The organism is Tsukamurella sp. PLM1 (genome assembly GCF_023168325.1).
Taxonomy (GTDB): domain Bacteria; phylum Actinomycetota; class Actinomycetes; order Mycobacteriales; family Mycobacteriaceae; genus Tsukamurella.
The window spans coordinates 3820259-3844813 of record NZ_AP025688.1 but is presented as its reverse complement, the minus strand read 5'-3'; the positions used below and the strand labels follow the sequence as shown (position 1 = coordinate 3844813).

24 protein-coding genes, 3 pseudogenes and 2 riboswitches are annotated in these 24555 nt (G+C 72.1%); of the genes and pseudogenes, 12 read left to right on the top strand and 15 right to left on the bottom strand.

Annotated features, from left to right (window positions below):
- Positions 1 to 4 precede the first annotated feature (4 nt).
- Entirely contained in the window at positions 5 to 982 is a 978-nt protein-coding gene (locus MTP03_RS19790) for a transporter substrate-binding domain-containing protein (RefSeq protein WP_248489652.1), read from the bottom strand.
- Positions 979 to 2316, bottom strand: a complete 1338-nt coding sequence (locus MTP03_RS19785) for a hypothetical protein (RefSeq protein ID WP_248489651.1) — start codon at positions 2314 to 2316, stop codon at positions 979 to 981. The genes MTP03_RS19790 and MTP03_RS19785 overlap by 4 nt, the downstream gene beginning before the upstream one ends.
- 164 nt (positions 2317 to 2480) lie before the next feature.
- Between MTP03_RS19785 and MTP03_RS19780 the strand changes: the two genes are divergently transcribed.
- Complete coding sequence (locus MTP03_RS19780; protein WP_248489650.1) at positions 2481 to 2951, top strand: NUDIX domain-containing protein; 471 nt, start codon at positions 2481 to 2483, stop codon at positions 2949 to 2951.
- Positions 2952 to 3202: 251 nt separating this feature from the next.
- Here MTP03_RS19780 and thiE read toward each other — a convergent pair whose 3' ends face one another.
- Positions 3203 to 3868, bottom strand: a complete 666-nt coding sequence (gene thiE, locus MTP03_RS19775) for a thiamine phosphate synthase (RefSeq protein WP_248489649.1) — start codon at positions 3866 to 3868, stop codon at positions 3203 to 3205.
- Positions 3869 to 3900: 32 nt separating this feature from the next.
- Positions 3901 to 4036, top strand: a riboswitch (TPP riboswitch).
- Here thiE and MTP03_RS24045 point away from each other — a divergent pair.
- The 6 genes and pseudogenes from MTP03_RS24045 to MTP03_RS24030 all read left to right on the top strand — a co-directional run bounded on the left by MTP03_RS24045 (position 4030) and on the right by MTP03_RS24030 (position 8824).
- Positions 4030 to 4590 carry an FAD-dependent oxidoreductase gene (locus MTP03_RS24045; RefSeq protein WP_371820814.1) on the top strand — a complete coding sequence of 187 codons (561 nt, stop codon included), beginning with the start codon at positions 4030 to 4032 and terminating at the stop codon, positions 4588 to 4590. (Overlaps the previous riboswitch by 7 nt.)
- 109 nt (positions 4591 to 4699) lie before the next feature.
- Positions 4700 to 5059, top strand: coding sequence for an FAD-dependent oxidoreductase (locus MTP03_RS24040; RefSeq protein WP_371820813.1), 360 nt, complete (start codon positions 4700 to 4702; stop codon positions 5057 to 5059).
- Positions 5050 to 5247 carry a sulfur carrier protein ThiS gene (gene thiS / locus MTP03_RS19765; RefSeq protein WP_248489648.1) on the top strand — a complete coding sequence of 66 codons (198 nt, stop codon included), beginning with the start codon at positions 5050 to 5052 and terminating at the stop codon, positions 5245 to 5247. The genes MTP03_RS24040 and thiS overlap by 10 nt, the downstream gene beginning before the upstream one ends.
- Positions 5240 to 6046: a thiazole synthase gene (locus MTP03_RS19760; RefSeq protein ID WP_248489647.1), complete on the top strand. Its 807-nt coding sequence runs from the start codon at positions 5240 to 5242 to the stop codon at positions 6044 to 6046. The genes thiS and MTP03_RS19760 overlap by 8 nt, the downstream gene beginning before the upstream one ends.
- Positions 6039 to 7423, top strand: a pseudogene (locus tag MTP03_RS24035) (ABC1 kinase family protein); the annotation flags it as partial. The gene MTP03_RS19760 and the pseudogene MTP03_RS24035, both read left to right, overlap by 8 nt.
- Positions 7424 to 7453: 30 nt before the next feature.
- Positions 7454 to 8824 carry a TetR/AcrR family transcriptional regulator gene (locus tag MTP03_RS24030; protein WP_371820997.1) on the top strand — a complete coding sequence of 457 codons (1371 nt, stop codon included), beginning with the start codon at positions 7454 to 7456 and terminating at the stop codon, positions 8822 to 8824.
- Positions 8825 to 8835: 11 nt separating this feature from the next.
- Here MTP03_RS24030 and MTP03_RS19745 read toward each other — a convergent pair whose 3' ends face one another.
- From MTP03_RS19745 to MTP03_RS19730, 4 genes are all read right to left on the bottom strand, one after another.
- Positions 8836 to 10185 carry an MFS transporter gene (locus MTP03_RS19745; protein WP_248489644.1) on the bottom strand — a complete coding sequence of 450 codons (1350 nt, stop codon included), beginning with the start codon at positions 10183 to 10185 and terminating at the stop codon, positions 8836 to 8838.
- A 150-nt stretch (positions 10186 to 10335) separates the two neighbouring features.
- A complete protein-coding gene (locus tag MTP03_RS19740) occupies positions 10336 to 11199 on the bottom strand; it encodes a LuxR C-terminal-related transcriptional regulator (RefSeq protein ID WP_248489643.1) in 864 nt (287 codons plus the stop codon).
- A gap of 64 nt (positions 11200 to 11263) precedes the next feature.
- Positions 11264 to 12142, bottom strand: a complete 879-nt coding sequence (locus MTP03_RS19735) for a class A beta-lactamase-related serine hydrolase (RefSeq protein WP_248489642.1) — start codon at positions 12140 to 12142, stop codon at positions 11264 to 11266.
- Between the two features lie 7 nt (positions 12143 to 12149).
- A complete protein-coding gene (locus MTP03_RS19730; protein WP_248489641.1) occupies positions 12150 to 13664 on the bottom strand; it encodes a serine/threonine-protein kinase in 1515 nt (504 codons plus the stop codon).
- An 85-nt stretch (positions 13665 to 13749) separates the two neighbouring features.
- Here MTP03_RS19730 and MTP03_RS19725 point away from each other — a divergent pair, with 85 nt between their 5' ends.
- Complete coding sequence (locus MTP03_RS19725) at positions 13750 to 14688, top strand: ATP-binding cassette domain-containing protein (protein WP_248489640.1); 939 nt, start codon at positions 13750 to 13752, stop codon at positions 14686 to 14688.
- On the top strand, positions 14685 to 15440 hold the full coding sequence (locus MTP03_RS19720) for a hypothetical protein (RefSeq protein WP_248489639.1): 756 nt from the start codon (positions 14685 to 14687) through the stop codon (positions 15438 to 15440). Before MTP03_RS19725 ends, MTP03_RS19720 begins: the two co-directional genes overlap by 4 nt.
- Positions 15441 to 15537: 97 nt before the next feature.
- Here the strand turns inward: MTP03_RS19720 and thiD (MTP03_RS19715) are convergent, their stop codons facing one another.
- Entirely contained in the window at positions 15538 to 16338 is an 801-nt protein-coding gene (gene thiD, locus MTP03_RS19715) for a bifunctional hydroxymethylpyrimidine kinase/phosphomethylpyrimidine kinase (RefSeq protein WP_248489638.1), read from the bottom strand.
- Positions 16339 to 16535: 197 nt separating this feature from the next.
- On the opposite strand from thiD (MTP03_RS19715), the gene MTP03_RS19710 reads away from it, so the two are divergent.
- A complete protein-coding gene (locus MTP03_RS19710; protein WP_248492308.1) occupies positions 16536 to 17000 on the top strand; it encodes an HNH endonuclease in 465 nt (154 codons plus the stop codon).
- Between the two features lie 126 nt (positions 17001 to 17126).
- On the opposite strand, the pseudogene thiD (MTP03_RS19705) reads toward MTP03_RS19710, so the two are convergent.
- From thiD (MTP03_RS19705) to MTP03_RS19690, 4 genes and pseudogenes are all read right to left on the bottom strand, one after another.
- A pseudogene (gene thiD, locus MTP03_RS19705) lies at positions 17127 to 17968 on the bottom strand (bifunctional hydroxymethylpyrimidine kinase/phosphomethylpyrimidine kinase); the annotation flags it as partial.
- Positions 17969 to 18009: 41 nt separating this feature from the next.
- Positions 18010 to 19697: pseudogene (thiC, locus tag MTP03_RS19700) on the bottom strand (phosphomethylpyrimidine synthase ThiC).
- Positions 19694 to 19805: riboswitch (TPP riboswitch) on the bottom strand. Its footprint overlaps the pseudogene before it by 4 nt.
- Positions 19771 to 20991, bottom strand: a complete 1221-nt coding sequence (locus MTP03_RS19695; protein WP_248489637.1) for an ABC transporter permease — start codon at positions 20989 to 20991, stop codon at positions 19771 to 19773. Its footprint overlaps the riboswitch before it by 35 nt.
- A complete protein-coding gene (locus MTP03_RS19690; protein WP_248489636.1) occupies positions 20988 to 21827 on the bottom strand; it encodes an ABC transporter ATP-binding protein in 840 nt (279 codons plus the stop codon). Before MTP03_RS19690 ends, MTP03_RS19695 begins: the two co-directional genes overlap by 4 nt.
- Before the next feature lie 131 nt (positions 21828 to 21958).
- Here MTP03_RS19690 and MTP03_RS19685 point away from each other — a divergent pair, with 131 nt between their 5' ends.
- Positions 21959 to 22300: a GNAT family N-acetyltransferase gene (locus MTP03_RS19685; protein WP_248489635.1), complete on the top strand. Its 342-nt coding sequence runs from the start codon at positions 21959 to 21961 to the stop codon at positions 22298 to 22300.
- Here MTP03_RS19685 and MTP03_RS19680 read toward each other — a convergent pair.
- From MTP03_RS19680 to MTP03_RS19670, 3 genes are all read right to left on the bottom strand, one after another.
- Positions 22297 to 22635 carry a DUF1990 family protein gene (locus MTP03_RS19680; protein ID WP_248489634.1) on the bottom strand — a complete coding sequence of 113 codons (339 nt, stop codon included), beginning with the start codon at positions 22633 to 22635 and terminating at the stop codon, positions 22297 to 22299. The two genes, MTP03_RS19685 and MTP03_RS19680, sit on opposite strands and share 4 nt — an antisense overlap.
- Positions 22632 to 23210 carry a GNAT family N-acetyltransferase gene (locus MTP03_RS19675; protein WP_248489633.1) on the bottom strand — a complete coding sequence of 193 codons (579 nt, stop codon included), beginning with the start codon at positions 23208 to 23210 and terminating at the stop codon, positions 22632 to 22634. Before MTP03_RS19675 ends, MTP03_RS19680 begins: the two co-directional genes overlap by 4 nt.
- Positions 23211 to 23516: 306 nt before the next feature.
- Entirely contained in the window at positions 23517 to 24107 is a 591-nt protein-coding gene (locus MTP03_RS19670; RefSeq protein ID WP_248489632.1) for a peptide deformylase, read from the bottom strand.
- Between the two features lie 118 nt (positions 24108 to 24225).
- Between MTP03_RS19670 and MTP03_RS19665 the strand changes: the two genes are divergently transcribed.
- On the top strand, positions 24226 to 24552 hold the full coding sequence (locus MTP03_RS19665; RefSeq protein ID WP_248489630.1) for a DUF3263 domain-containing protein: 327 nt from the start codon (positions 24226 to 24228) through the stop codon (positions 24550 to 24552).
- The last annotated feature ends 3 nt before the right edge of the window (positions 24553 to 24555 follow it).

The window sequence follows — 24555 nt, the reverse complement described above, 5'->3', positions numbered from 1 at the left end:
TCCCTCACCCCGTGTACTGCGCCGCGGGCGCCGACCAGACCTGGCCCAGGCTCGGCGCGAACCACTGGTTGTACAGCCGCATCCACGTGCCGTCGAAGGCCATCCGCAACAGCACCCCATTGATGAAACGCACCAGGTCGGTGTTGTTCTTCCCGACGCCGACCGCGTAGTACTCGAGCCCCATCGACGGCCCCGTCACCGTGAGGTTGGGGTCCTGTTGCTCGAGCCCGGCGAGGATCGCGTCGTCGGTGGAGACGGCGTCCACCTGGGACTGCTGCAGCATCACCAGGCAGTCCGACCACGAGTCCGCCGCGATCACCACGGCGCTGGGCACGAGTCGGCGCACGCGGTCGAGCGACGTGGTGCCGCGGACCTCGCACACCCGGCGGCCGGACAGATCGCCCACGGTGTTGATCGGCGCCCCGCGCGGCGCCAGGATCCGCTGCTGTGCGATGAAGTACGTGGCCGAGAACGCCACCGATTCCGCGCGCTCGCAGGTGGCAGACATGGTCTTGACCACCACGTCGACGGTGCCCTCCTCGAGCGCACGCTGCCGCTCGGCGGTGGACAGGATGCGGAAGTGGATCCGGTTCGGGTCCCCGAAGATCGCGGCGGCGATCTGGTGCGCGACGTCGGCGTCGAAGCCCTTGATCTCGCCGGTGATGGGGTCGCGGAAGGACAGCAGGTTGGAGCCGATGTCGATCCCCACGATGAGCCGGCCGCGGTCGAGGATGCTCGCCATCGTGGTCCCGGCGGGCATCCGGCCCGGGGTGGGCAGGGCCGACGGTGACGGCGTGCCGGGGCACATCGCCACCTCGCCGGGGAGGGTGTCCGCCGGCACCACCGTGCCGGAGCCGGGGATCGGTTGCGGGAACGAGGTCACGGCGTCGCCGGGGGCCTCGGGCGCGGACACGACGCAGCCGGCGGTCGCCAGCGTGACGGTGACGGCGAGGGCGACTCCGCCCAGGATGCGGCGCATCATCGGTACTCCCTGACGCGGGGATAGAAGCCGGCGGCCACGCCCGCGGCCGCCACCACGCACAGTACGAACGCGCCGGGCCCGGAGAACGCGATCGCGAAGCGGGCGGTGTTGACGTTGTCGCGGTACAGCGTGCGGGCGCGGGCGATCGCGGCGGTGAGGTTCTTATCGAGCGAGCGGTAGGCGACGGCGGCGGAGCCGGGGTCGGTGCCGATCGCGAGCCGGGTGGCGCCCAGGTAATCGCCTGTGGCCTCGCGGGCAGCGATCTGCTGGTGCGCTGCGATCCACCGGGCCGCATCGGCGCGCGCGCCGGCGACGGCCCCGGCGATCTCGGCGTCCGATCGGCCCAAGCCCTCGAGCGTCTCCTGGGCCTGCTGCAGGGTCTCGGCGAAGGCGCCGGACGGTGCGCCGCTGCCGGCGCCGCGCTGGACCAGCGCCATCGTCTCCATCGAGCGGGCCTTCTGGGTGAGGGTCCGCGCCTGCGAGAGCGCGTCCACCGCCGCGGTGCCGCGTTGCTCGGCACGCAGCGAGTACGTCGACGACGCCAGGCCCGCGACGACCACCCAGAGCAGCGCGACGGTGAGCGCCGCGGCGGCGACCACGAGTCCGCGGTTCACCCGGCGCTGCGTGCGCCGGGCGAGGTACTGGTGCGTCAGCAGCAGGGAGGCCAGGGCGATACCGAGAACGCCGTACAGCGCCCACGGCGGCGCGGCGAACCGGTCGTGGGTGGCGCGGAGGTTCTCGGTCTCCTCGCGGTAGAAGCTCTCCGCGGCCGGGAGCAGCGTCTCCTGCATCAACGTCGACGCCGTCGCGAGGTAGGCCGCCGCCACCGAGTTGTCGAGGCGGTTGTTCGTGCGCGCGGTCTCGACCAGCCCGGTGTAGACGGGGAGATTCATCGCGATGGTGTCGAGGTTGCCGTGGGCGCGCGAGTCCTCCGGCGGCAGGCTGGTGGCCGAGGTGATGAGCGACTTGCCGGCGGTGGCGATCGCGAGGGTGTAGCTGCCCTGGATCTCGTCCGACGGCAGGCCGCCCGCGACGAACGCCGCGTTCGCCGACTCGTTGGCCGCCGACAGCGAGCTGTAGAGCACCTGCGCGGCGTGCGCGCGGGGCTCGTAGTCGGCCAGGTTCTGTTGCAGCACCTCGGTGCGCGAGAGCTGCCCGGCGGAGGTGAACCATCCGGCGAACAAGCACATGGCGATGAGCACGATCGCCATCGACACGAGCTTGCCGGGGCTGGACGTGAAGAACTCGCGCAACTCGGCGAAAACCGATGATTCCGGGAAGGATCGGAGGCGGAGCGACGACAGCTGCCGATTCTTCGACGCCTGGGCTGTCACCGTGTGCTCCTTCCCTCTGATCGTCGTTCGATCGCCCTGCGGCTCGCGGCTGATCCCGCGCTGACCGGTGTCGTCCGAGCCTATCGCGCGGTGGCGCCGCATCGCGGTGCATGACTCGCACTTCCACCGCCCCGAGTACGGTTCGGTCGGCTACGGTGGGAGCCATGTTGGGTGACGGGAACGGCTGGGTCCGCGACCCGGACGGGGCCCGGTTCTGGGGCAGGTTCGGCGCGGCGGGTCTACTGGCCCTGTCGCCCGACGAGGGGAAGGTGTTACTGCAGCACCGCGCGTGGTGGAGCCACCAGGGCGGCACCTGGGCGCTCCCCGGCGGCGCGCGGGATTCGCACGAGTCCGCCGCCGAGGCCGCGCTCCGCGAGGCGTTCGAGGAGACGGGCTTGCCGCCGACGTCGCTGGAAGTGCTGTCCGAGGTCGTCACCGCCCGGTCACAGGCGGGCTGGACCTATACGACGGTGCTGGCCCGTCTCGTGGAGCCGCGCGAACTCGTGCCGAATGAGGAGTCGACCGCGCTGGAATGGGTGCATCTCGGCGCCGTCACCGACCGCAAGTTGCACCCGGCGTTCGCCGCCGCCTGGCCGGATCTGCAGCTCCACGTCCGCGCGCTCCCCGAGTCGTAGCTCCACTCTTGAGGCGTTCTGCGAGTGCGCGGTCGCAGAACGCCTCGAAAGAGTCCGCTGCTGTGGTCGGGACGCGCGTGGCGTGGCGTCACCGTCCGGGTACGGTCCGTTGTTCGTCCCCCGCGCCGCGCCGAAAGGCGTCCCAGGGTTCGCTCCCTCACCGGAAGCCGTGCGTGCGGTGTGGGGTCGTTCGTCCCCCACGCGGCGCCGAGTCCCCCACCGGACGCCGCCGGCCGGGCCGGGGGTAGCGGTTACGCCAGGGCGGCCTTGAGGGCGCGGGCGGCGGCCTCGGGGTCGTCGGCGGCGGTGATGGCGCGGACCACGACGATCGCGTCGGCACCCGCGGCCGTCACCTCGGGGACGCGGTCGAGGTCGACGCCGCCGATCGCGAACCACTTCCGGTCCGGTGCGGCGGCCGCGGTCTCGCGGACCAGTGGCAGCCCCGGCGCAGGGCGACCGGGCTTGGTCGGCGTGGGCCAGCACGGACCCGTGCAGAAGTAGTCCACGCCGTCCTCGACTGTCGCTGCGCGGGCCTGGGCACCGTCGTGCGTGGACCGGCCGATGACCACGTCGGGACCCACGATCCGGCGCGCGACGGCGACGGGCAGGTCGTCCTGGCCGAGATGCAGCACGTCGGCGCCGGCGGCGAGCGCGACGTCCGCGCGGTCGTTCACCGCGACCAACGCGCCGTGCGCGTGCGCGATCTCCCGCAGTTCGGCGACGATGTCGATCTCCTGCGCAGCCTCCAGCGCCCCGAACTCCCGCTCGCCCGCCGAGCCCTTGTCACGGAGCTGCACGATGTCGACCCCGCCGCGCAGCGCCGCCGCAACGAACCCGGCGAGGTCGCCGCGCTCGCGACGCGCGTCGGTGCACAGGTACAGAGAGGCGGAGGCGAGCGCGTCGCGCGGGGAGATCATGCCCCCAGCCTAGGCGTCGGGAGTAGGCTGGGCGTCGTACACACGGGAGCTCGGGACCGCGCGTGGAAGCAGCGCGGTGACGAGGGGCTGAGAGTGGGGCACGGGCCGTCCCTGACCGTTAGACCTGATCCGGGTAATGCCGGCGAAGGAAGGATTGACCGTTGCAGCAGTCTGTTTCCGTCGTGGGCGGCGGAACCGTCGGGCTCACCGTCGCGTGGACGCTCGCGCGCCGTGGGGCCGCGGTCACCGTCCTCGATCCCGAGCCCGGCTCCGGCGCGAGCTGGGTCGCGGGCGGCATGATCGCCCCGTACTCCGAGGCCTGGCCGGGCGAGGAGGCGCTGTACCGCCTCGGCGTCGAATCACTGGACCTGTGGGAGGCCTTCGCGCGGGACCTACAGCCCTACGCCGACGGCCCGCTCGTCACGGCGCGCGGCACCGTCTGGCTCGCGGTGGACGACGGTGACGCGGAGGACCTGGCGACGATCGCCGCGGCGGTGGGCGATCCCGAGCTGTTCGGCGCACTGCGCCCGTCGGCGGCGCTGCGCGCGGTTCCCGGTGCGGCGCCGCGGATCCGGGCGGCGGCACGGGCGCCGCGGAGATCGCCGTCGACAACCGTCTGGTGCACCGCGCGCTGCGCGCGGCGTGCGCCGACGCAGGAGTGGCGTTCCGGGCGGAGGCGGTCGGCGCGCCGTCGGACCTGCGGGCACTGGACGGCGACGTGATCGTCTGCGCCGGAGCCGCTTCCGCGTCGCTCGCCCCGGAGCTGGGCGTGCGGCCGGTCAAGGAGGTGGTGCGGTTGCGCCGCGGCGGCACGTGCCTGCCACCCCGACGGTGACCGTCCGGGCCCGGGTGCACGGCCGTTCGGTGTACGTGGTGCCCCGCGCGGACGGCGTGGTGGTGGGCGCGACGCAGTACGAGAACGACCGGGACCTGTCGCCGCGGATCGGGCCGGTCGTGGACCTGCTCGACGACGCGTTCACGGTGCTGCCGTTCCTACGGGAGTACGACCTGGTCTCGGTCGACGCCGGGCACCGCCCGACGACGCCGGGCAACGTCCCGGTGATCGCGCGGCTCGGCGAGCGGCGGTTCGCCGCGACGGGCCACGGGCGCAACGGGATCCTGCTCTCGCCGGTCACGGGCGTGCGCGCGGCGGATATGGTGCTGAACGAGGAGGTACACGCATGGAGCTGACGATCAACGGTGAGGACCGGCAGGTGCTGGACGGGACGTCCGCGACGAGCCTGCTCGAACAATTGGGCCTGCCCGACAAGGGGGTGGCGATCGCGGTGAACGGTGCGGTGCACCCGCGATCGAGCTGGGACGAGGCGCTGCCCGCGTACGCCGACATCGAGGTGCTCACGGCGGTGCAGGGTGGCTGAGCGGGCCGCCGATCCGCTGGTGATCGCGGGGCGGGAGTTCTCCTCGCGCCTGATCACCGGCACGGGCGGGAGCGCCAATCTCGAGCACTTGCGCGCGGCGCTGATCGCGTCGGGCACCGAGCTGACGACGGTCTCGCTGCGCCGCACCAGCCTCGCCGAGGGCGGCGGCGTGCTCGAGACCATCCGCGAGCTCGGCATCATGCCGCTGCCCAACACGGCGGGCTGCCTCGGCGCCGCGGAGGCGGTGCTCACGGCGCGACTGGCCCGCGAGGCGCTGCACACGGACTGGGTCAAGCTCGAGGTGATCGGCGACGACGAGACGCTGCTGCCCGACGGCGTGGCGCTGGTCGAGGCCGCGGAGGAACTGGTCGCCGACGGGTTCATCGTGCTGCCCTACACCAACGACGACCCGATCCTGGCGCGCCGACTCGCGGACGTGGGCTGCGCCGCGGTCATGCCTGCGGGCTCGCCCATCGGCACCGGCCTCGGCATCCTCAACCCGCACAACATCGAGATGATCGTGGCGCAGTCGCCGGTGCCGGTGATCCTGGATGCGGGGATCGGGACCGCGAGCGACGCCGCGCTGGCGATGGAACTCGGCTGCGACGCCGTGCTGCTCGCGTCCGCGGTCACCCGGGCCGCCGACCCCGAGGCGATGGCCACCGCCATGCGGCTCGCCGTGGATGCCGGGCGGCTCGCCCGCGACGCCGGCCGGATCCCGCGGCGCCGGTGGGCGACGGCGTCGTCGCCCACCGACGGCCGGCTGGGCCGCCCCGCGCTACGGCCCGCCCGTGGCTAGTCGCCCCGCGCGCGCCGAGCCGAGCGCGGCACCGTCGGGCAGGGTGCGCCGCGGCGCGCAGATCGGGGGCGTGGCGGTCCGGCACGCGGCCCGGTCGGCGGGCACGCTGGCCGCCGCACCGTTCCGGGACGACGCGGCGACCCGCGAGGCGCGGGACAAGGCGATACTCGCGCTCGCCGACGACCTGGCGACGGTGCTCGGCGGGATGCGCGGCGCCGCGATGAAGCTGGGGCAACTGCTGGCGGTGATCGACATCGGGATCACGAGTCGCCATGCCCGGGAGCACTTCACGGCGAGGCTGCGGCCGCTGTTCCAGTCCGCGCCGCGATGGACCGACGCGGCGATGATGGCACTGCTCGATCGGGAGCTGGGAGCGTTGCGCGGGCGGATCACCGCGCTGGAGGGCCGATCGCGGCGGCGTCGATCGGGCAGGTGTACAAAGGCGTCCTCGACGACGGCCGGACAGTGGCGGTGAAGGTCCAGTACCCGCGGATCGAGACGATGGTGCGGGCCGACCTGAAGAACATGCGCCTGCTGATGAAGGCGCTGGGGAAGTACGTACCGGCGGCGAACGCCGAGGCCCTGTCGGCGGAGATCGCCCGGCAGGTGACGGCGGAGCTGGACTTCGCCGCGGAGCTCGACCATCACCGCTACTTCGCGGACCTCTTCGCCGGCCACCCCGCGATCGCCGTGCCGGAGCCGGTGGACGAGCTGTGCACCGACCGCGTGCTGGTGACGGAGTTCCTCGAGGGGGAGCCGTTCGCGGCGGCGCTGCACCAGGACGCCGCGGCACGGAATCGCCTGGGGGAGGCGATTTACCGCTTCTACTGCGGAGAGATGTACCGCACCGGCAGATTCTGCGCAGACCCGCACCCCGGCAACGTGATCGTCCTGCCGGACGGGCGTGCGGGCTTCGTCGACTTCGGGATGACGGTGCGGCTCGCGCCCGCCGACCACGCCTTCGAGCGCGAGCTGTTCACCGCGTTGCTCCGCGGGGAGCACGACCGGGTGCACGCGCTGGCGGTGCAGGCCGGTTTCATCGGCCGACCCGACCTGATGAGCGCCGGGGATCTCGAGGAGTACATCGACCGCGTCGTCGGGTGGCACTTGCACCACGGCGAGATCGCCATCACGCCCGACACCGCGCGGAACGCCGTGATCACCGCGACCATGCCCGCGGGCGGGTTCTACGACCATTTCGAGGGGCAGATGCTGCAGGAGACGCATGCACTCGGCCGGCGCACCGACATCTCGACGGTGGCGCTCCTCGGCGAGCTGCGCGCCACGGCCGACTGGCGGGCCGTCGCGTGTGAGGTGCTCGGGCTCGCTCCGCCCGCCACCCCGATGGGGATTGAGATCGCCGAGTGGGCTTCCCGGGGTGCTCGGGCCCGGATAGACTGTGCGACCATGCCGGAATCGCACCCCGAGGTGCTCGCCGACGCGAGGCCTCGCCGCGGACGCCCGCCGTCCGTGGGCCTCGCCGAGCGACGCCGCCAGGAGTTGACCCGCGCGGCGTTCGAGGTGTTCGCAGAACAGGGGTACGAGCAGGCGTCGGTGAGCGACATCGCGAATCGCGCGGGCATCGGCCAGGGCACGCTGTACCGGTACGTGGAGGGCAAGCGTGAGCTCCTCGACCTCGTCTTCGACGAGTGCGTCGACCAATTGCTGGCGGCGATCTCGCCGGACGAGATAGTCGCGGTGACGGCGACGGGCGACCTCGCCGCGTCGGAACGGATGGTGTTCGACCTCGGGGAGCGGCTGTTCGCGCTGGCGGACGAGCGGCCCGACATCCTCAAGGTGCTGATGGTCCAGTCGGGCACCGTCGACGAGGAGCTGCGCTACCGGATCCAGGGCCTGTACCAGACCTTCGACTCGATGATGGGCCGAGCGCTCGCGCACGCCCGCGAGCGCGACTGGATCGTCACGCGCACCGGTGATCCCGAGCGGGAGACCGTGCTCCTCGGGCGGCTGCTCCCGGCGCTCGGTGTCCCGGGGCTGGTGATGGCCCTCAACCGCGACGACGACGTCGAGCGGCGCGCGGCGTACGTCCGGGGGGCCGTGCGGATGTCGGGGCGGGGCATCCTGTCCGACGGTGCGCGGTCCGCGCCGGGGGCGGAATCGGGCCCGGCGGATCCGGGCATCGCGGCGGCGTTGCGTCGCGGGCCGGCGGCGGTGACGGGACCGAGCCGTGCGGCGCAGCTGCTCGATGCGGCGGTCACGGAGTTCGTGGACAACGGCTACGCCGAGGTGGGGGTCCGCGAGATCACCGCGCGGGCGGGCGTGAGCCACGGCACGTTCTACAACTACTTCGACAGCAAGCGTCACCTGCTCGCCGTCCTCGTGGACCGGAACCGGAACACCGTGCTCGGCGTGCTCGAGGACGCGGCGCGGGCGCTGGACGGGCCGGTGACGCCGGCGGTGCTGCGGGGCGCCGTGTTCGGCGTGAACCTGTCTGTGCTGCAATACATCACGGAGCGCTTGGACGAGTTCCGATTCCTCATGTTGGAGGTTCCCGGGGTCGATGCCGAGGCGTTCGCGGAGTACCTCGATCTGTACGCCGAGGTGAAGGACCGGATGGCCGCGATCCTCGCGCCGGCGGTCGCGGCCGGGGTGATCGATCCCCGCCTGGCTCCGGGGGCGATCGCGGAGGGCTGGCTCGGCTACATGCTCGGCGTGGTCGCGGCGATGGTCAACGAGGTGGACGTGACGAGCCCCGCCGAGAGCGCTCATGTGGTCACGAGTCTGCTGCTCGGCGGGGCTCGGCGCCAGGGCGGCTGAGGCGCCGCGGGTCACACCGTGGCGAGGTCCTCGCCGGGTTCCGCACCTTCCCTGTCGGTTTCGGTATCCCGTACGATGTCGTGGTCCTTCGTCTCGACCATGAGGTAGCAGCAGAACACGCTCACGGCGGACAGGGCTGCGAGCATGACGCCGACCCAGAACACCTGGCCGTCGGCCACCAACCGCGCGGCCAGCAGGGGCGGGATCGCGCCGCCGAAGATGCCGGCGAGGTTGTACCCGAGACCCGCCCCGGTGTACCGGTAGCGCTCGTGGAACAGTTCGGGGAGCGCGGCACCGGCCGGGCCGTAGGCGATGCCGAAGATGATCAGCGTGCCGATGAGGCCGATCGCGTACATCGGCAGGCTCTTGGTGTCGAGGATCGGGAACAGCACCAGCGCCCACACCACCGCCAGCCCGCACGACGCCATGATCACCTTGCGGCGCCCGATCCGGTCCGAGTAGACGGCCGACGCGGCGATGGAGACACCGAAGAACACCGCGGCGACCATGCCCATCGCCAGCACGGTGGTGCGCGGGAAGCCGAGGTTCTTGGTGGCGTAGTTCGTGAGGAACGCCGTGCCCATGTAGAACAGCGAGAACAGGCTGGCGAGGGCCCCGCCGGCGATCAGGATCTCCTTCCACTGGAAGCGGATCGCGTCGAGGAAGGGCAGCCGCGTGCGGTTGATCTCCGACAGTGCGCGCTTGCGGACCTCGGTGAACACCGGCGTCTCCTCGACCGACAGCCGCACCCACAGTCCGACGGCGACGAGCAGCGCGGACAGCAGGAACGGGATGCGCCAGCCGATGGTCATGAAGGCGCTGTCGGCGGCCTTGGTGTCGCCTGCGACCAGCGTGAACAGCAGGAAGGTGCCGCTGGAGAGGAAGAACGCGAAAGCTGGGCCCAGCTGCGGGTACATCGCGTACATGCCGCGCTTGCCCTTCGGTGCGTACTCGGCGGTGAGGAGCGTCGCGCCCGCCCACTCGCCGCCCACGGCGAAGCCCTGCAAGAACCGCATCACCACCAGCAGGACCGGTGCGAGCGTACCGATCCCGTTGGGGAACAGGCCGAAGACGCCGGTCTCGCTGCCGGGGAGCAGGCCGATCGCGACCGTCGCGGCGCCCATGATCAGCAGCGTCCACACCAGTGTGCGCTTGCGCCCGATGCGGTCGCCGAAGTGCCCGAACAGGATCGCGCCGACGGGTCGCGCGAAGAACGCGACGGCGAAGGTGGCGAACGAGGCGAGCGTCGCAACAGCGGGCGACATGTCGGAGAAGAAGATGGTGGGGAACACCAGCGCGGCGGCGGTGCCGTAGATGAAGAAGTCGTAGAACTCGATCGTGGTTCCGATCGAGCTGGCCATCGCCACCCGGCGAAGCCGGGCTCGGGGACGGCGGGGAGTTCGGCTGCGATCACGTGCGCTCCTCAAGGTCTGTGGACCGTCGCAACGGTAGTGACCGGAGTCACAGTCGAGGTACCCCCGAAAGGGGTGGGTGCGCCGTGGCGCCTGCGCTCAGGGCAGCAGGCCGAGGCTCCGGGCGCGGGTGACCGATTCGAAGCGGGTGCGGGTGCCGAGCTTCTGCGCCGCGCTGCGCAGGTACGCTTTCACCGTCTCCGCGCCGATTGACAGGCGTTGCGCGGCTTCGTTGTTCGTGCACCCCAGGGCCACCTGGGCCAGCACGTCGAGTTCGCGGGCGGTGAGCGGGCGGTCGGGGACGGTCGCGGACTCGGTCACGGAACCGTCGGGCATCCGGCCGAGCCCGCTGATCCTTCCGCACGCCGACTCCAGACGCGACCGGACGGCACCGTCGGCGATCTCCCCGGCGAGGGCCCGCAACTCGGAGAAGACCTCCCGCAGGAGCTCACGGTCGGACCCGGCCAGCGCGCTCTGTTCGGCGGCGGCCGCCTCGGCGAACCGGACGCGTCGCTCCACCTCGTCGCGGACGCGCAGCTCGTAAGCGAGGTCGCGGACGGTGCGCGCGACGGCGCCGAGCACCGCGTCGCCGAAGGCCGATTCCCGGCGGTCCGCGGCGTAGAACACCGCGCGCACGGTGCCGTGCAGCACCAGCGGGACGGCGACCATCGATCGCAGGCCCTCCGCCTGGACCTGCGCGTGGTAGTGCTGCGTGATGCCCGCGGTGCTGTAGTCGGCGACCGCGGTGGGGCGGCCGGTGCGCAGGACGTGGCCGCCGAGGCCCGCGCCCCGCGCGACCGGCAGGCCGTTCAGGGCAGGGGTGCGCAGACCGACGCCGCCGCGCAGTACCACCTGATCGTCGTCGACGAGGCCGACGAAGGAGACGGGAAGTTCGGTGCGCGTGCGAATGGTTCGGAGCGCTGCCCGGGTCGCGTCGGCGTCCAACGCGGCGTGGGTGGTCATGGGGCTCCGGGCGTGATCGGGTGCTTCATCATCGCACGCCCGACGCGCCCGGGGCGGCGAATCGTCAGCAGTGGCGCACCGGCAGCGCTGCCAGATGCTGCGCGAACACCGAGGCCAGGCGCGTGAGCGCGGCCCGGCCGGACGCGAGGGACCCGTCGTTCGGCCGCACCGTGAGCATCGCGCCGGTGTACCCGCGCCCGGTCTCGATCACCGCGAGCTGGCGCACCAGGTAGCCGCCGTCCGCGCCCGGCCCCCAGCCGCCCTTGACGCCGACGGACTTCGCCCCGGCGAGCCCGTGGACGCCCCACCGCTGGTTGCCGGCGACGCCGCGCATCAGGTCGAGCACCGCCCGGCCCTGCGGCGAGCACGGCACGCGGGCGGCGAAGGCCGCGGCGTCGCCGTTGGCCCACAGCGTCTGGCCGAAGGCCGTGTACTGAGGGCGGACCCGAGTCGTCTGCACCACGGTGGTCGCGTCGCCGTTGGCGCGCAGCACCTGCTGCACCGCGGCGCCCGCCTGCTGCGGCGTGCCGAGCGACGCCCAGATCGCCTCGGCCGCGGCGTTGTCCGACTCGACGATCGCGGCCCGGATGTTCGCGGTCACCGTGGGCGCGCGCCCGAGGACCGCCATCGCGAGCGGCACCTTCGACGTGGACCACGCGGCGACGGGTTCGCTGCCGATCACCACTGTGCGGTCGCCTGCGACCGCGACGGAGGCGGCACCGTCGACCTCCGCGAGCGCGCGGGCGAACGCCGCCTGCCAGGACCCCGGCTTCGCCGCAACCGCCCCGCCGGACGGGCCCGCGGACGCGGGACGGGAAGCGGCGGCGGGCGCCGCGGGCGAGATGCCCGCGACGCTCGGTACCGGGGAGGACGACGGTGCCGCGTTCCCCGCATCGCCGATCGTGCAGCCCGCCACCAGCGCGGCGAGCAGCAGCGGGACCACCAGGCGCTCAGTAGATGTAGACGACCGCATTGTTCCCTCCCCGGCAGGTCACGAGATTGCCGGCGCCGGTGCAGGACATGGTGATCGGCCCCAGGTCGGGGGCCTTCGGGCTGGTCTCGGAGACGGTACCGGACTCCGGCGGCGTGAACCGGGAACGGTAGGCGGCCGCGACGACGCCCGCGAACTCGCACGAGGTGTACGGATCCCCGGCCACGCCGCTGCCCTTGTCGGCCGCGACCGAGGTGAACGCGTCGCCGGTGCCCGGCGTGCAGATCGCGGTGTTGGGCGGCTGGGCGGCCTTGGCCACCGTCGCGCTGGTCGATGGTGCCGTGGTCGCCACGGTCTCGGTGGTGTTCGGCGCGGCGGTGGAGGTGACGGTGACCGGTGCGGAGGGGCCGCCCGAACCGGACAGCAGCACCGCGGCGGCGACGATCGCGGAGACCAGGGCGACGACGCCGAGGGCGAGCGCGGCGATGAGCCCGCGGTTGCGACGCGGCGCGGGCGCCGCCCCCGGATAGGAGGCGGGCGGCGCATAGCTCGGCGTCACGTAGCGGGGCGGGGCGCTCGGCGTGGGGATCGAGTGGTGGGTCGGCGCGGCCGCCGGCGGGGCCTGCGCGGGCAGCGGCGCCGACGGCGGACGGTGCGCGGACGGCACCGTCGTGGTGGTGCCCCAGCTCTGCGGTGCGCTGCGCAGCGCCGCGGTCGCGGCCCGGGCGAGCGAGCCGCACGTGGCGTACCGCTCGTCGGGCCGCTTCGCCATGCCCTTGGCGATCACCGCGTCCAGCGCGGCGGGCACGGGGTGGGGCGCTGCGGCCGAGGCGCGTGGCGGCGGCGTGAGCATGTGCTGGCGCATCATCTCGGCGATGGTCCGGGCCGCGAACGGCGGCCGCCCGGTGAGCAGCTCGTAGAGCACGCAGGCCAGCGAGTACACGTCGCCCGCCGCGGTCGCGCCGCCGCCCTCGAATCGCTCGGGTGCGGCATACGCCTGCGACCCGACGAACAGCCCGGCGGAGGTGAGCCGCTCACCGTCGTTCCCGACGACGAGGCCGAAGTCGAGGAGGTACGCGAAGCCGGACGGGGTGACCTGGACGTTCGCGGGCTTCACGTCGCGGTGCACCAGCCCCTGCAGGTGCGCGGAATCGAGCGCCGAGGCCACCTGCGCGACGAGGTCGACGGCGCGCTCGGCGGGCAGGGCGCCGCCGGCGACGATCTCAGCGAGGTTGCTGCCGTCCACCAGACGCATGTCCAGGTACAGCGTGCCGTCGATCTCGCCGTAGTCGTGGATGGGGATCACGTGCGGGTCCGCGAGCCGCGCGGCGGTCTGTGACTCGTGCGTGAACCGGTCCCGGAATCCAGGGTCCTGTGCCGCGCTCGCGTGCAACAGCTTCAGCGCCACGTCGCGATCCTTGACCGTGTCGTGCGCGAGGTACACCTCGCCCATGCCGCCGCGCCCCAGCAGCCGCACCAGCCGGTACGGACCGAACTCGCTGCCCGCGCGCGCCCCCGCCTCGTCCCCAGTCATCTCGCCCCTCCGTGTCCGATTGCGCAGAAGTCTATGCGGCGCGACCGACACGGCGGCGTCGCCGGAGAATTGCTAGCGTGAATCCATGATCGAAGTGGCGGGGTTGACGAAGACCTACGGGCCCGTCCGGGCCGTGAGCGATCTGTCGTTCGCGGTGCGGCCCGGCCGCGTGACGGGGTTCCTGGGCCCGAACGGCGCGGGCAAGTCTACGACGATGCGGTGCATCCTCGGACTGGACCGGCCCACGGCCGGCCGCGCGACGATCGGCGGGCGCGAATACCGCACGCTGGACCGGCCGCTCACCCAGGTGGGCGCGCTGCTCGACGCGAAGTGGGTGCACCCCAACCGCACGGCGCGCGATCACCTGCGGTGGCTGGCCGTCGCGAGCGGGCTGCCGGCGGACCGCGCGGACCATTGCCTCGCCGCCGTCGGCCTCACCGACGTGGCGCGCAAGAAGGCCGGCGGCTTCTCCCTCGGCATGGCCCAGCGGCTCGGGATCGCCGGTGCGCTGCTGGGCGATCCGGGCGTGCTGCTGTTCGACGAGCCGGTGAACGGGCTCGACCCCGAGGGCATCGTCTGGGTGCGCACCTTCATGAAGTCCCTTGCCGCGCAGGGCCGGACGGTGCTCGTGTCCAGCCATCTGCTGGCGGAGATGGCGCTCACGGCCGACGACGTGGTGATCGTGGGCCGCGGCCACCTGGTGTGGAACGGCACGATGGCGGACTTCATCGCGCAGAACTCCGAGCACACGGTGCGGGTGCGCAGCCCGCGCGACGGGGAACTCCACAAGGCGCTCACTTCGCGCGGCCTCGCGGTGACGCCGGGGACGGAGGCCGCACCGGGCGGCGGCGGCCGCACGGTCCTGACGGTGCGCGGGGCCACCAGCGACGCGGTCGGCGAGATCGCGGCTGCGGAGGGGCTGCCGCTCGCGGAGCTGGCGCCGCAGAGCAGCTCGCTCGAGCAGGTGTTCATGCGGATGACGGGCTCGACGGTCGAGTACCGCGGGACGGGAGGCGTCGCATGATCGTGCGCGCGGTACAGGCGGAACTGGTCAAGATCGCGACGGTGCGCGCGACCAAGTGGCTGCTGCTCGGGTCGATCGCGGGGGCGCTCGCGATCTCCGTGATCGTCGCCCTCGTCATCCGCAACATCGGCGAGACGATCGACGAGGTGGGCGTGGTGGCGCTGGCGCCGTTCACCGGTTTCGGCGGACTGCCGGGTATCGCCATCACCTTCGCGGGCGTCATCGGCGTGCTCTCCGTGACCACCGAGATCCGGTACAACACACTGCGTTCGACCTTCCTGGCGATCTCCAACCGGTGGGTCGCACTGGCCGCGAAGACGTTCGTGGTCGCAGTCGCGTGCGCTGTGGCGTACGCGGCCGCGATGGTGGTGTGCGTGGTGCTGTTCGGTGTGATCGTGGACGGCTCGCCGCTGTTCGTGTTCCGCGCGGGTGGCTCCTTCCTGGTGACCTTCCCCGTCGCCACTGCGCTCACCGCGGTCCTCGGCGTCGCCGTGGGGTGCGCGATCCGTAACGGTGCGGGCGCGATCACGCTGCTGCTGGGCTATCTCTTCGTGGTCGACAACGTGATCTCGTCGATCCCGCAGACCCGCGCCGCCGCGCCGTACCTCCCGCTGTCGAACCTGCAGAACTTCATGGGCGTGCTGCTGAGCGACTTCCCCTGGGCCGCGCCGGTCTCGCTGCTGTACCTCGTCGTGGTGATCGGATTGCTGTGGGCCGGTGCGGTCGCGCTGGTCGCGCGACGTGACGCGTGACCCCAGTGGGGTTGCACATTGACGCAGGTCACACCTCGTTCAAGCATCGCGAGAAGGTTTGCCGACGCCCCTAACGGGGGATCGTTCGCGCTGCTACTCAGGGCCGCTCGCGCAGCCGCCACGACGCGTTGACCGGGCCGTGGCCCGCGCCGACCGGATAGGCCGCCGCCAGCGACCGGGTGACCCATTCCTTGCCGAACGCGATCGCGTCGGGCACCGTCAGGCCGTGGGCGAGGGCGCAGGCCGTCGCGGCGCCGAGCGTGTCGCCCGCGCCGTGATCGTGCCGGGTGTCGATGCGCCTCGCCTCGAACTCGAGGAAGTCCGTCCCGTCGTAGAGAACGTCGGTGCTGGTGACGGCGGTGCGGAGGTGGCCGCCCTTGACCAGGGCCCAACGCGGGCCGAGGGCGTGCAGCGCCCGTGCGGCGTCGCGTTGGGTCGCGTCGTCGACCACCTCGATCCCCGTGATGAGCCGCACCTCGTCGAGGTTCGGGGTGACCACCCAGGCGAGCGGGAACAGCCTGCGCAGCAACGTGTCCAGTGCGTCCGGGGTGAGCAGCGGGTCGCCGTGCTGCGACGCGCAGACGGGGTCCACGAGGAACGGCGTACCGTCGGGCCCGCCGATCCGCAGGTCGAGCGCCGTGTCGGCGATCGCGTCGATGATCCCGGCGGTCGCGAGCATCCCCGTCTTGACGGCGGCGATCCCGATGTCCTCCACCACCGCCCGGATCTGGCCCGCGACGGTCTCGGGCGGGATCGGGTGGAAGCCCGTGACGCCCAGGCTGTTCTGCACCGTGACCGCGGTGACCGCACTCGTGCCGTGCACGCCGGCGAGCGCGAAGGTGCGCAGGTCCGACTGCAGTCCGGCCGCGCCGCCCGAGTCCGATCCCGCGATCGTCATGACCCGGACGGGGGTCGTGCCGTTCGCGGGGAGGGAGCAGCTGCATGGCCTGGAGGCTACTCCTGGGAATCGGTCCACATCGAGGCTGCCCGCCGGTCCCGGCCACGCCTCACCGGTAAATGCGTTGCGGCCGCAAGGGGCCGCTCGTATCGTCGTCGTGCTCGACGCGCACGACGGACGGAAAGGGGCGCCTCGACATGAACACGATCATCTCCGCGCCGCCGGTGCGGGTGTTCAACGCGGATTACAGCCCGCTCGACGCGGTGACCTGGCAGGACGCCGTGGGCATGCTGCTGCGCGAGGTCGCGTTCGCGCTGGAGCCGCACGATCCGCCGCGGGTGCTGCGCTCACCGAGCGCCGAGATCGAGCTGCCGAAGTCGATGCTGCTGGCGCGGTACGCGGCCGTCCCGTACCGCCGTGTCGCCGACCATGCGAGCCGTTCCGAGATCCTGCGGCGCGACGCTCACGTGTGCCAGTACGCGGGCTGTGGCGCGCGGGCGACCACGATCGACCACGTCTTCCCGCGGTCGAGGGGCGGCGGCAACACGTGGTCGAACCTCGTCGCGTGCTGTGCTGAGTGCAACCACCGCAAGGCCGATCGCACTCCCGCCGAGGCCGGCATGAGACTCATCCGCGAGCCCTTCCGGCCCGCGGGCGTGTAGGGAGGCCGGCGTACCGGAGGAGGGCTGGGTGGAGGCGCCCACGTCGAGCGCATGTGAGGACCCGAGCCCCCAAGGGCGAGTGGTCGGAACTCTAAGCGAGCGGGGGTCCACCCGGCCCGGCCCACGCACGGACCACAGAGGGTTGACGGGGCCGTGGCCGGCGCCGAGGGGGTAGGCCCAGCGCAGGCCCTCGGTGACCCAGGCCTTGCCGAATTCGACGGCGGCCGGCACGCTGCGGCCGTGGGCGAGGGCGGCGGTGATCGCGGCGGCGAGGGTGTCGCCGGCGCCGTGGTCGTGCCCGGTGGGCACGCGCGGCGCCGTGAACTCCACGGATTCGGCGCCGTCGGTGAGCAGGTCGGGGCTGTCCGGGCAGTCCCGCAGGTGGCCGCCCTTCACCAGCGCCCACTGTGCGCCGAGCGCGAGCAGACGGTGCGCCGCCTCTCGCTGGGAGGCGGCGTCCGTCACCTCGATCCCGGTGATCAGCCGGACCTCGTCGAGGTTGGGAGTGACCACCGTGGCGCGCGGGATGAGCACGGTGCGAACGGCTTCCAGTGCGTCGGCGGCGAGCAGCGGGTCGCCGTGCATCGATGCGGCCACCGGGTCGACCACGAGGGTGAGCGGCGGCCCCGGCCGATCTCCTCCGCGTCGGCCGCAGCCGCCACGGCCTCGATGATCTCCGTCGAGGCGAGCATGCCGGTCTTCGCTGCTTCGACGCCGATGTCGCCCGCCACGGAGCGGATCTGGGCCGCGACGACTCCGGGCTCGACGCCGCGGAAGTCCTGCACGCCCACGCTGTTCTGCACGGTGACCGCTGTGATGGCGACGCAGGCGTGTAGGCCGAGCGTCGCGAACGTCCGCATATCGGCCTGAATGCCCGCCCCGCCACCGGAATCCGAGCCGGCGATCGTGAGCACCCGGTGCGGCGCGGTGCCCCGGGGCGAGGTCGGCAGGGTCGACGGTGCCCCCACCGCGACCCTGCGCGCAGCGCCCGCGGCCGTCTCCTGCGTCGTCACGCCCGCGCAGTCTCCAGCGGGATGTACACGCGCCCACCGGCGTCGGTGAACTCCTGCGATTTCGCCGCCATGTCGGCCGCCAGCTTGGCGTCGATGTCCTCCTGCGTCACCAGGTTGTGCTCCTCGGCGTACGCGCGCACGTCGGCGCTGATCCGCATGGAGCAGAACTTCGGGCCGCACATCGAGCAGAAGTGCGCGGTCTTGGCGGGCTCGGCGGGCAGCGTCTCGTCGTGGAACTCGCGTGCGGTGTCCGGGTCCAGCGACAGGTTGAACTGGTCCACCCAGCGGAACTCGAAGCGCGCCTTGGACAGTTCGTCGTCGCGAGCCTGCGCCCCGGGGTGCCCTTCGCCAGGTCGGCGGCGTGCGCCGCGATCTTGTACGTGATGACGCCGGTCTTCACGTCGTCGCGGTTGGGCAGGCCCAGGTGCTCCTTCGGCGTGACGTAGCACAGCATCGCCGTGCCCGCCTGCGCGATGATCGCCGCGCCGATCGCGGAGGTGATGTGGTCGTAGGCCGGCGCGATATCGGTGGCGAGCGGGCCGAGCGTGTAGAACGGCGCCTCCTCGCACAGCTCCTCCTCGAGCCGCACGTTCTCCACGATCTTGTGCATCGGGACGTGCCCCGGTCCCTCGATCATCACCTGCACGCCATGGGACTTCGCGACCTTCGTCAGCTCCCCCAGGGTGCGCAGCTCGGCGAACTGGGCCTCGTCGTTGGCGTCCGCGATGGAGCCGGGGCGCAGGCCGTCGCCGAGGGAGAAGGTCACGTCGTACTCGCGCAGGATCTCGCACAGCTCACTGAAATGCGTGTACAGGAAGGACTCCTCGTGGTGCGCGAGGCACCACGCCGCCATGATCGAGCCGCCGCGGCTGACGATGCCGGTGACCCGGTTCGCGGCGAGCGGGACGTAGCGCAGCAGCACGCCCGCATGTACGGTCATGTAGTCCACGCCCTGCTCGCACTGCTCGATCACGGTGTCCCGGAAGATCTCCCAGGTGAGCTTCGTCGGATCGCCCTTGACCTTCTCCAGCGCCTGGTAAATGGGAACGGTGCCCACGGGGACCGGCGCGTTGCGCATGATCCACTCGCGGGTCTCGTGGATGTCCTTGCCGGTGGAGAGGTCCATGATGGTGTCGCCGCCCCAGCGGGTGGCCCACACCATCTTCTCGACCTCCTCCGCGATCGAGCTGGTGACCGCGGAGTTGCCGATGTTCGCGTTGATCTTCACCGCGAAGGCCTTGCCGATGATGGCGGGCTCGAGCTCGGGGTGCTTGCGGTTGGCGGGGATCACCGCGCGCCCGGCGGCCACCTCCTCGCGGACCTTCTCCGGGTCGAAGCCCTCGCGCGCCGCGACGAAGCGCATCTCGTCGGTGATGATTCCCGCACGGGCCCAGGCGAGTTGGGTGCTCGCTCCGTCCACCGGGGCCGGTTTGGTCCAGGTGTCGCGGGTCTTGGGCAGGCCCTCGGAAAGGTCGTGCAGCTGGTCCTCGGACGTGTACTGGGTGTACGGACCGGAGGTGTCGTAGACGTCGTGGTGGTCGCCGTTGGTGAGCGCGATGCGCCGGAACGGGACGTGGAGATCGGCGCCGCCGTCGTTGCCGGGCACGGTGAGGTACTGCTTCTGCGAGCCCTCGATCGGGCCCGTCGTGACGGTGGAGACGGGGGTGGACGATGAAACAGACATGCGGGACTCCTCTTCCCTACGCCGGCATTACCCGGACAGGTTCGTACGGTCGACGCCCGCGATAGACGTCCTCTCAGCTCGCTGCGGCGAGCTCCCGATGGTGTGCGCTACCGAGCGTAACGCACGACCGAGGAGACTTCAGGGGATCGGCACTAGGCGATCCGCACGCCCCGGGGAGCTTCGCCGCCGGCACCCGCAGCCGCCGGGCCGCGAACGCCAGCCCGATCCCGCCCAGCGCCAGGTTCGCCAGCAGGCCCCAGTACCAGGAGTGTCCGAGGTAGCCGTCGGTTCGGCGCGGATCGCGGTAGTCGGGGATGGAGACGACGTCGTCGCCCGTGCTGAACCCGACCCGTCCGCAGGCGCGGTCCTGGTTCGCGGCGGGCCCGGTGCGCAGGTCCGACACGCCGTCGGCCAGGAACGCCAAGCTGGATTCCGCAGGTCGCCGCAGATCGTCGCCGGTGTAGCGCGTCCAATACCCACGGTCCCGATCCGCATCGCGACCACGGTCGCGCTGCGCAGCGGCGTCCGCCAGAACGACGGCGGGGTTCGGTGCGACGACCCACCAGATCCGTTCGGTGTGTTCGACGGTGACGGTCGTGCGCTCGATGCGGCACGTGCCGCTCTCGCCGCTGTCGGAGTACGTCCAGCGAGGCCTGTCCGCGGAGACCTCGGTCTTCGTCGCCGGGATCAGCAGGACGGTGATGATCGGCAGGCCGATGAGCAGGAACAGCATAGTGAGCTGGGTGATGGCGGCGGAGCCGATCGGTCGTGCCAGCAGTGCCGAGTAACCGAGACCGATGCCGCAGTACGCCAGGAAGATCAGCGCCGCCACGACCACGCCGAGGACCGAGAAGACGACCGGGTACTCGGCGACGGCGATGGCCCAGATCAGGTACGGCGCCGAGACCACCAGCAGGGCGCAGGAGGCGATCCACGCGCCGAGCAGCTTGCCCGTCGCCAGTTGCAGACCGCTCGCGGGGGTGGCCTGGACGACCGCCAAGGTGGCGTCCTTGCGGTCGCCGTTGATCGTCGTCGCAGTCATCGTCGGCGCGATGACCAGCCCGAGGAAGCCGACGAAGCCGAGGACGATGGAGTACAGGTTCTCCTCGAACGTCTGGAAGCCGGAATCGGGCGACGTGGCGGTCATGAACCACAGCAGGCCGAAGACGACGGCGGAGACGACGAGGAAGAACACGCCCAGTAGGACGCGCCAGCGGGTGGCGCGGGTGCGCTGGCGCAGTTCCAGGCCGATCAGCACGCCGACGGTGCGCCACCAGTTCGTGAAGCTGTTCATGTGCGGTCGGCCTCCAGTGCGAAGTACGAGTCCTCGAGCGCGTTGCCGGCGCGGGCGAACTCGACGACCCGGGCACCGTCGGCGATGATCCGGGCGAGATGCGCGGCGGCCTCGTCCTCCGAGGGGAAGGTGAGATCCGTTCCGCCGCTGGGTGGCTCACCGAGCAGCCGGATGCGCCAGCGGGCGGCGGCGGTCTCCGGAGGCGCCTCGGTGCGGCCGCGGGCCATCATCACCACGTCATCCACCATCTCGCCCAACTCGGAGAGGATGTGCGAGGAGACGAGCACCGCGACGCCGCTGTCGGCGAGCGCGCGCAGCGAGTCGCGCAGTTCGAACCGCGACCGCGGGTCCATGCCGGAGGCCGGTTCGTCGAGCAGCAGGATCGGCGGGTGGTGCACCATCGCGCGGGCGAAGCCGAGCCGCTGCTTCTGTCCGCGCGAGAGCACCTGCGCCGGGCGGTCGGCGAACTCCGACAGGTGCACGCGTTCCAGCAGGTCCTTCGCCCGCGTTCGGGCCTCGCCCGACGGGACGCCGTAGAGCTTCGCGAAGGTGGTGAGGATCTCGGTGGGGGTAAGGGAGTCCCAGGTGCCGAAGACGTCCGGCATCCACCCGACGCGGGTGCGGAGGTCGTCGGGGGAGACGGGGGCACCGTCGAGCTCGATGCCGCCGGACGACGGCCGGAGCAGGCCGGCGAGCATCAGCAGCAGCGTCGTCTTCCCGGCACCGTTCGGGCCGACGAGGCCGGTGATCCTGCCGGGCGTCAGGGTGAGGGTGGCGTCGGCGACGGCGACGTGCCGGGCGAAGGTCCGGGTGAGTTCGCGGGCTACCAGGGGCATGGACCCACAGTAGCCGCGTTCCAGAGTTCACGATAAAGAATGTGACAGATGTGAAACACCTGGGCGTCAGTGCGACGAGATCGCGGGGTTCGGGCGTACGGTGGGGTGATCCGCATCACATGGAGGTGTTCATGGCTGACAACGTCGAGGTTCCGCCGCCCACGCTGGAGCTGGGGGAGCCGCTGAGACTGTTCGACAACCCGGTTCGCGACCGGTACGAGCTGTGGTCGGGGGATGAACTGATCGGCGTCGAGGGGTACGAGGTCACCGATCACGGCGATGTCATCCTGCTGCACACCGTGGTCATGGAGAAGTTCGGGAGGCAGGGCTTCGCCCGCGCGCTGGTCTCCGGTGTGCTCGACGACCTCGGAGCCCGCAACAGGCACGTGATCCCCGTGTGCACCTACGTACGCTCGTTCATCACCCGATTCCCGCAGTACCAGGGCGTCGTCGCCTCGGCGGCGCACACCTAGTGCTGGCGTAGCGCCCGGACGTACCGGGCGCGCGCCACCCGTTGTGCGACGAGGAGCGCGGGATACGCCGCCCGCCAGAACCCTCGGGGCGCGGGGCGCGTCAGGGACCGGATCGTGATACCCGCGACCCGCGCGGTCACCGTGAGCCTCCGACCGGGCTCGACGGGCTCGACCGACGAGACGCTGAAGCCGCTCCGCGTCTTCACCGCCCACCGCAGCACGTCGTGCGCGGCGCGGGCGAAGTCGTCCTCGCCGGAACCGATCGCGGTGGTGATCTCCGCACGACGGTGGCCGGCTGGGCCCGGGCCCCAGATCGGGTCGGCGAGGGACGTCATCGCGGTTCCGTCCAGTAGTGGTAGCCGTGGTGCCGGGTGAAGCCCGATTCCCTGTACAGGGCCCGGGCGGCCCTGTTGTCGAGGGTGGCCTCGAGGAACACGCGCTGCGCACCCTCGGCCGCAGCCCGGGCGCGGAGCGCGCCGACCAGGCGGGTAGCGAGGCCCCGTCGACGGTGCTCGGGCGCGACGGCCATCGAACCGATTCCGCCCCACACCGCGCCTCCGGCGTCGGCGACCAGGGCCAGTCGCCCCGCGGCGGCGGGCGCACCGTCGGGACCGGCGAGGAGGGCGAACAGCGCGACGCCGTCGACCGAGGTCACGAGCGGTGCCGCAGTGCCGGTGAGCGCGAGCCACGCGGCGTCGGGGGCGTCCGCGAGTCGGACCTCGGGATCCGCGTCGCCGCCGGCCGACGCCGTGAGGACCTCCGTCGGCTGCACGACCGGCGTCAGGCCGGAGGCGCCCGGCAGCACGCGTTCGGAGAGCGTCAGGTGCAGCGGCAACGACCGTGCGGCGAACCAGGCCCGCACGCCGTCGAGGCGGTCCAGCGAGGCGTCGGGGTGCAGGGGGCGGCGCAACTGGCCCGGTTGCCCTTGATCCCGGCGCGGCGCGGCAGAGCCAGCCGTCGATCCACTCGCGTTCGACGGACCACCACGACCGGGCCCGCGCCAGGTCCAGCGACCGGATCTCGCTCGCCCGGATCGGCCTCGGCGGCACCGTCTTCGCCCGGACGATCTCGGCGCGCGCGATTGTGTGCTCCGTGCCGTCGCGATCGGCGCGGACGACCAGCGGGTCACCGTCGGCGAGCAGCGTCCCGATGACGTCCGTCGCCCCGCCCGACGGTAGGAGGTGCCGGACCACCACCCTCTCGCCCGGTGCCGGCATCAGTGGCCGAACGGGTCGTCGACGGTGCCGGGCGTCCAGGTGAGGCCGGGCACGGTCCAGCCGTTCTTCTTGATGGCCTTCTTCGCCTGCCGCGCGTAGCGGCCGGTGAGGACGTCGGTGTAGAGGTAGCCGTCGAGGTGGCCCGTCTCGTGCTGGAGCATCCGGGCGAAGAAGCCGGTGCCCTCGATCTCGACGGCGGCGCCCGTGCGGTCGGTGCCGACCACCTTCGCCCAGTCGGCACGGCCCGTCGGGAAGGACTCGCCCGGGACGGAGAGGCAGCCCTCCCAGTCGTCGTCCGGGTCCGGCATGGTCTCGGGGATCTCGGAGGTGGTGAGGACGGGGTTGACGACCTCGCCGCGGCGCCGCTCACCGGTCTCCTCGTCGGGGCAGTCGTAGACGAACAGCCGCAGGTCGCGGCCCACCTGGTTGCCCGCGAGACCGACGCCGTTGGCGGCGTCCATGGTCTCGTACATGTCGTCCAGCAGCGTCACGATCGCGGCGTCCGGCCGGCCTTCCGCGTCGAGTTCGACGGGCGTGGTAGGGGTGTGCAGCACGGGGTCGCCGGCGATGACGATGGGGAGCACGCTCATGTGTCCAAAGTAGTCCTCCCGATCGGCGACACGCCCCCGCAGCCCCGTCGGCGGCCGTCTGGCCGTGGTTAGATCGTCATGAACTACAGAAGTGTGATTTCGAATGCGAGGGGAACGCATGGAGGGCGCCGGTGCGGCCGCGCAGGAACTGGTCCAGACTGATCCGCAGGCCGCGAACGAGCGTGGCGAAGACGGGCTGACCAGGCGCGAGCACGACATCCTGGCCTTCGAGCGGCAGTGGTGGAAGTACGCCGGCGCCAAGGAGGACGCGATCAAGGAGCTCTTCGGGCTCTCCGCGACCCGCTACTACCAGGTGCTCAACGCCCTGGTGGACACGCCCGAGGCGCTCGCCGCCGACCCCATGCTCGTCAAGCGTCTGCGGCGCGTCCGGGCGAGTCGGCAGAAGGCTCGCGCCGCCCGCAAGCTCGGCTTCGAGATCACGTGATCC

Excerpts from the sequence above, each read along its gene's own strand:
- MTP03_RS19790 (WP_248489652.1), bottom strand. The coding sequence starts at position 982 with ATGATGCGCCGCATCCTGGGCGGAGTCGCCCTCGCCGTCACCGTCACG.
- MTP03_RS19780 (WP_248489650.1), top strand. The coding sequence starts at position 2,481 with ATGTTGGGTGACGGGAACGGCTGGGTCCGCGACCCGGACGGGGCCCGG.
- thiE (WP_248489649.1), bottom strand. The coding sequence starts at position 3,868 with ATGATCTCCCCGCGCGACGCGCTCGCCTCCGCCTCTCTGTACCTGTGC.
- thiS (WP_248489648.1), top strand. The coding sequence starts at position 5,050 with ATGGAGCTGACGATCAACGGTGAGGACCGGCAGGTGCTGGACGGGACG.
- MTP03_RS24030 (WP_371820997.1), top strand. The coding sequence starts at position 7,454 with ATGCCGGAATCGCACCCCGAGGTGCTCGCCGACGCGAGGCCTCGCCGC.
- MTP03_RS19745 (WP_248489644.1), bottom strand. The coding sequence starts at position 10,185 with ATGGCCAGCTCGATCGGAACCACGATCGAGTTCTACGACTTCTTCATC.
- MTP03_RS19740 (WP_248489643.1), bottom strand. The coding sequence starts at position 11,199 with ATGACCACCCACGCCGCGTTGGACGCCGACGCGACCCGGGCAGCGCTC.
- MTP03_RS19730 (WP_248489641.1), bottom strand. The coding sequence starts at position 13,664 with ATGACTGGGGACGAGGCGGGGGCGCGCGCGGGCAGCGAGTTCGGTCCG.
- MTP03_RS19725 (WP_248489640.1), top strand. The coding sequence starts at position 13,750 with ATGATCGAAGTGGCGGGGTTGACGAAGACCTACGGGCCCGTCCGGGCC.
- MTP03_RS19720 (WP_248489639.1), top strand. The coding sequence starts at position 14,685 with ATGATCGTGCGCGCGGTACAGGCGGAACTGGTCAAGATCGCGACGGTG.
- thiD (WP_248489638.1), bottom strand. The coding sequence starts at position 16,338 with ATGACGATCGCGGGATCGGACTCGGGCGGCGCGGCCGGACTGCAGTCG.
- MTP03_RS19710 (WP_248492308.1), top strand. The coding sequence starts at position 16,536 with ATGAACACGATCATCTCCGCGCCGCCGGTGCGGGTGTTCAACGCGGAT.
- MTP03_RS19695 (WP_248489637.1), bottom strand. The coding sequence starts at position 20,991 with ATGAACAGCTTCACGAACTGGTGGCGCACCGTCGGCGTGCTGATCGGC.
- MTP03_RS19690 (WP_248489636.1), bottom strand. The coding sequence starts at position 21,827 with ATGCCCCTGGTAGCCCGCGAACTCACCCGGACCTTCGCCCGGCACGTC.
- MTP03_RS19685 (WP_248489635.1), top strand. The coding sequence starts at position 21,959 with ATGGCTGACAACGTCGAGGTTCCGCCGCCCACGCTGGAGCTGGGGGAG.
- MTP03_RS19680 (WP_248489634.1), bottom strand. The coding sequence starts at position 22,635 with ATGACGTCCCTCGCCGACCCGATCTGGGGCCCGGGCCCAGCCGGCCAC.
- MTP03_RS19670 (WP_248489632.1), bottom strand. The coding sequence starts at position 24,107 with ATGAGCGTGCTCCCCATCGTCATCGCCGGCGACCCCGTGCTGCACACC.
- MTP03_RS19665 (WP_248489630.1), top strand. The coding sequence starts at position 24,226 with ATGGAGGGCGCCGGTGCGGCCGCGCAGGAACTGGTCCAGACTGATCCG.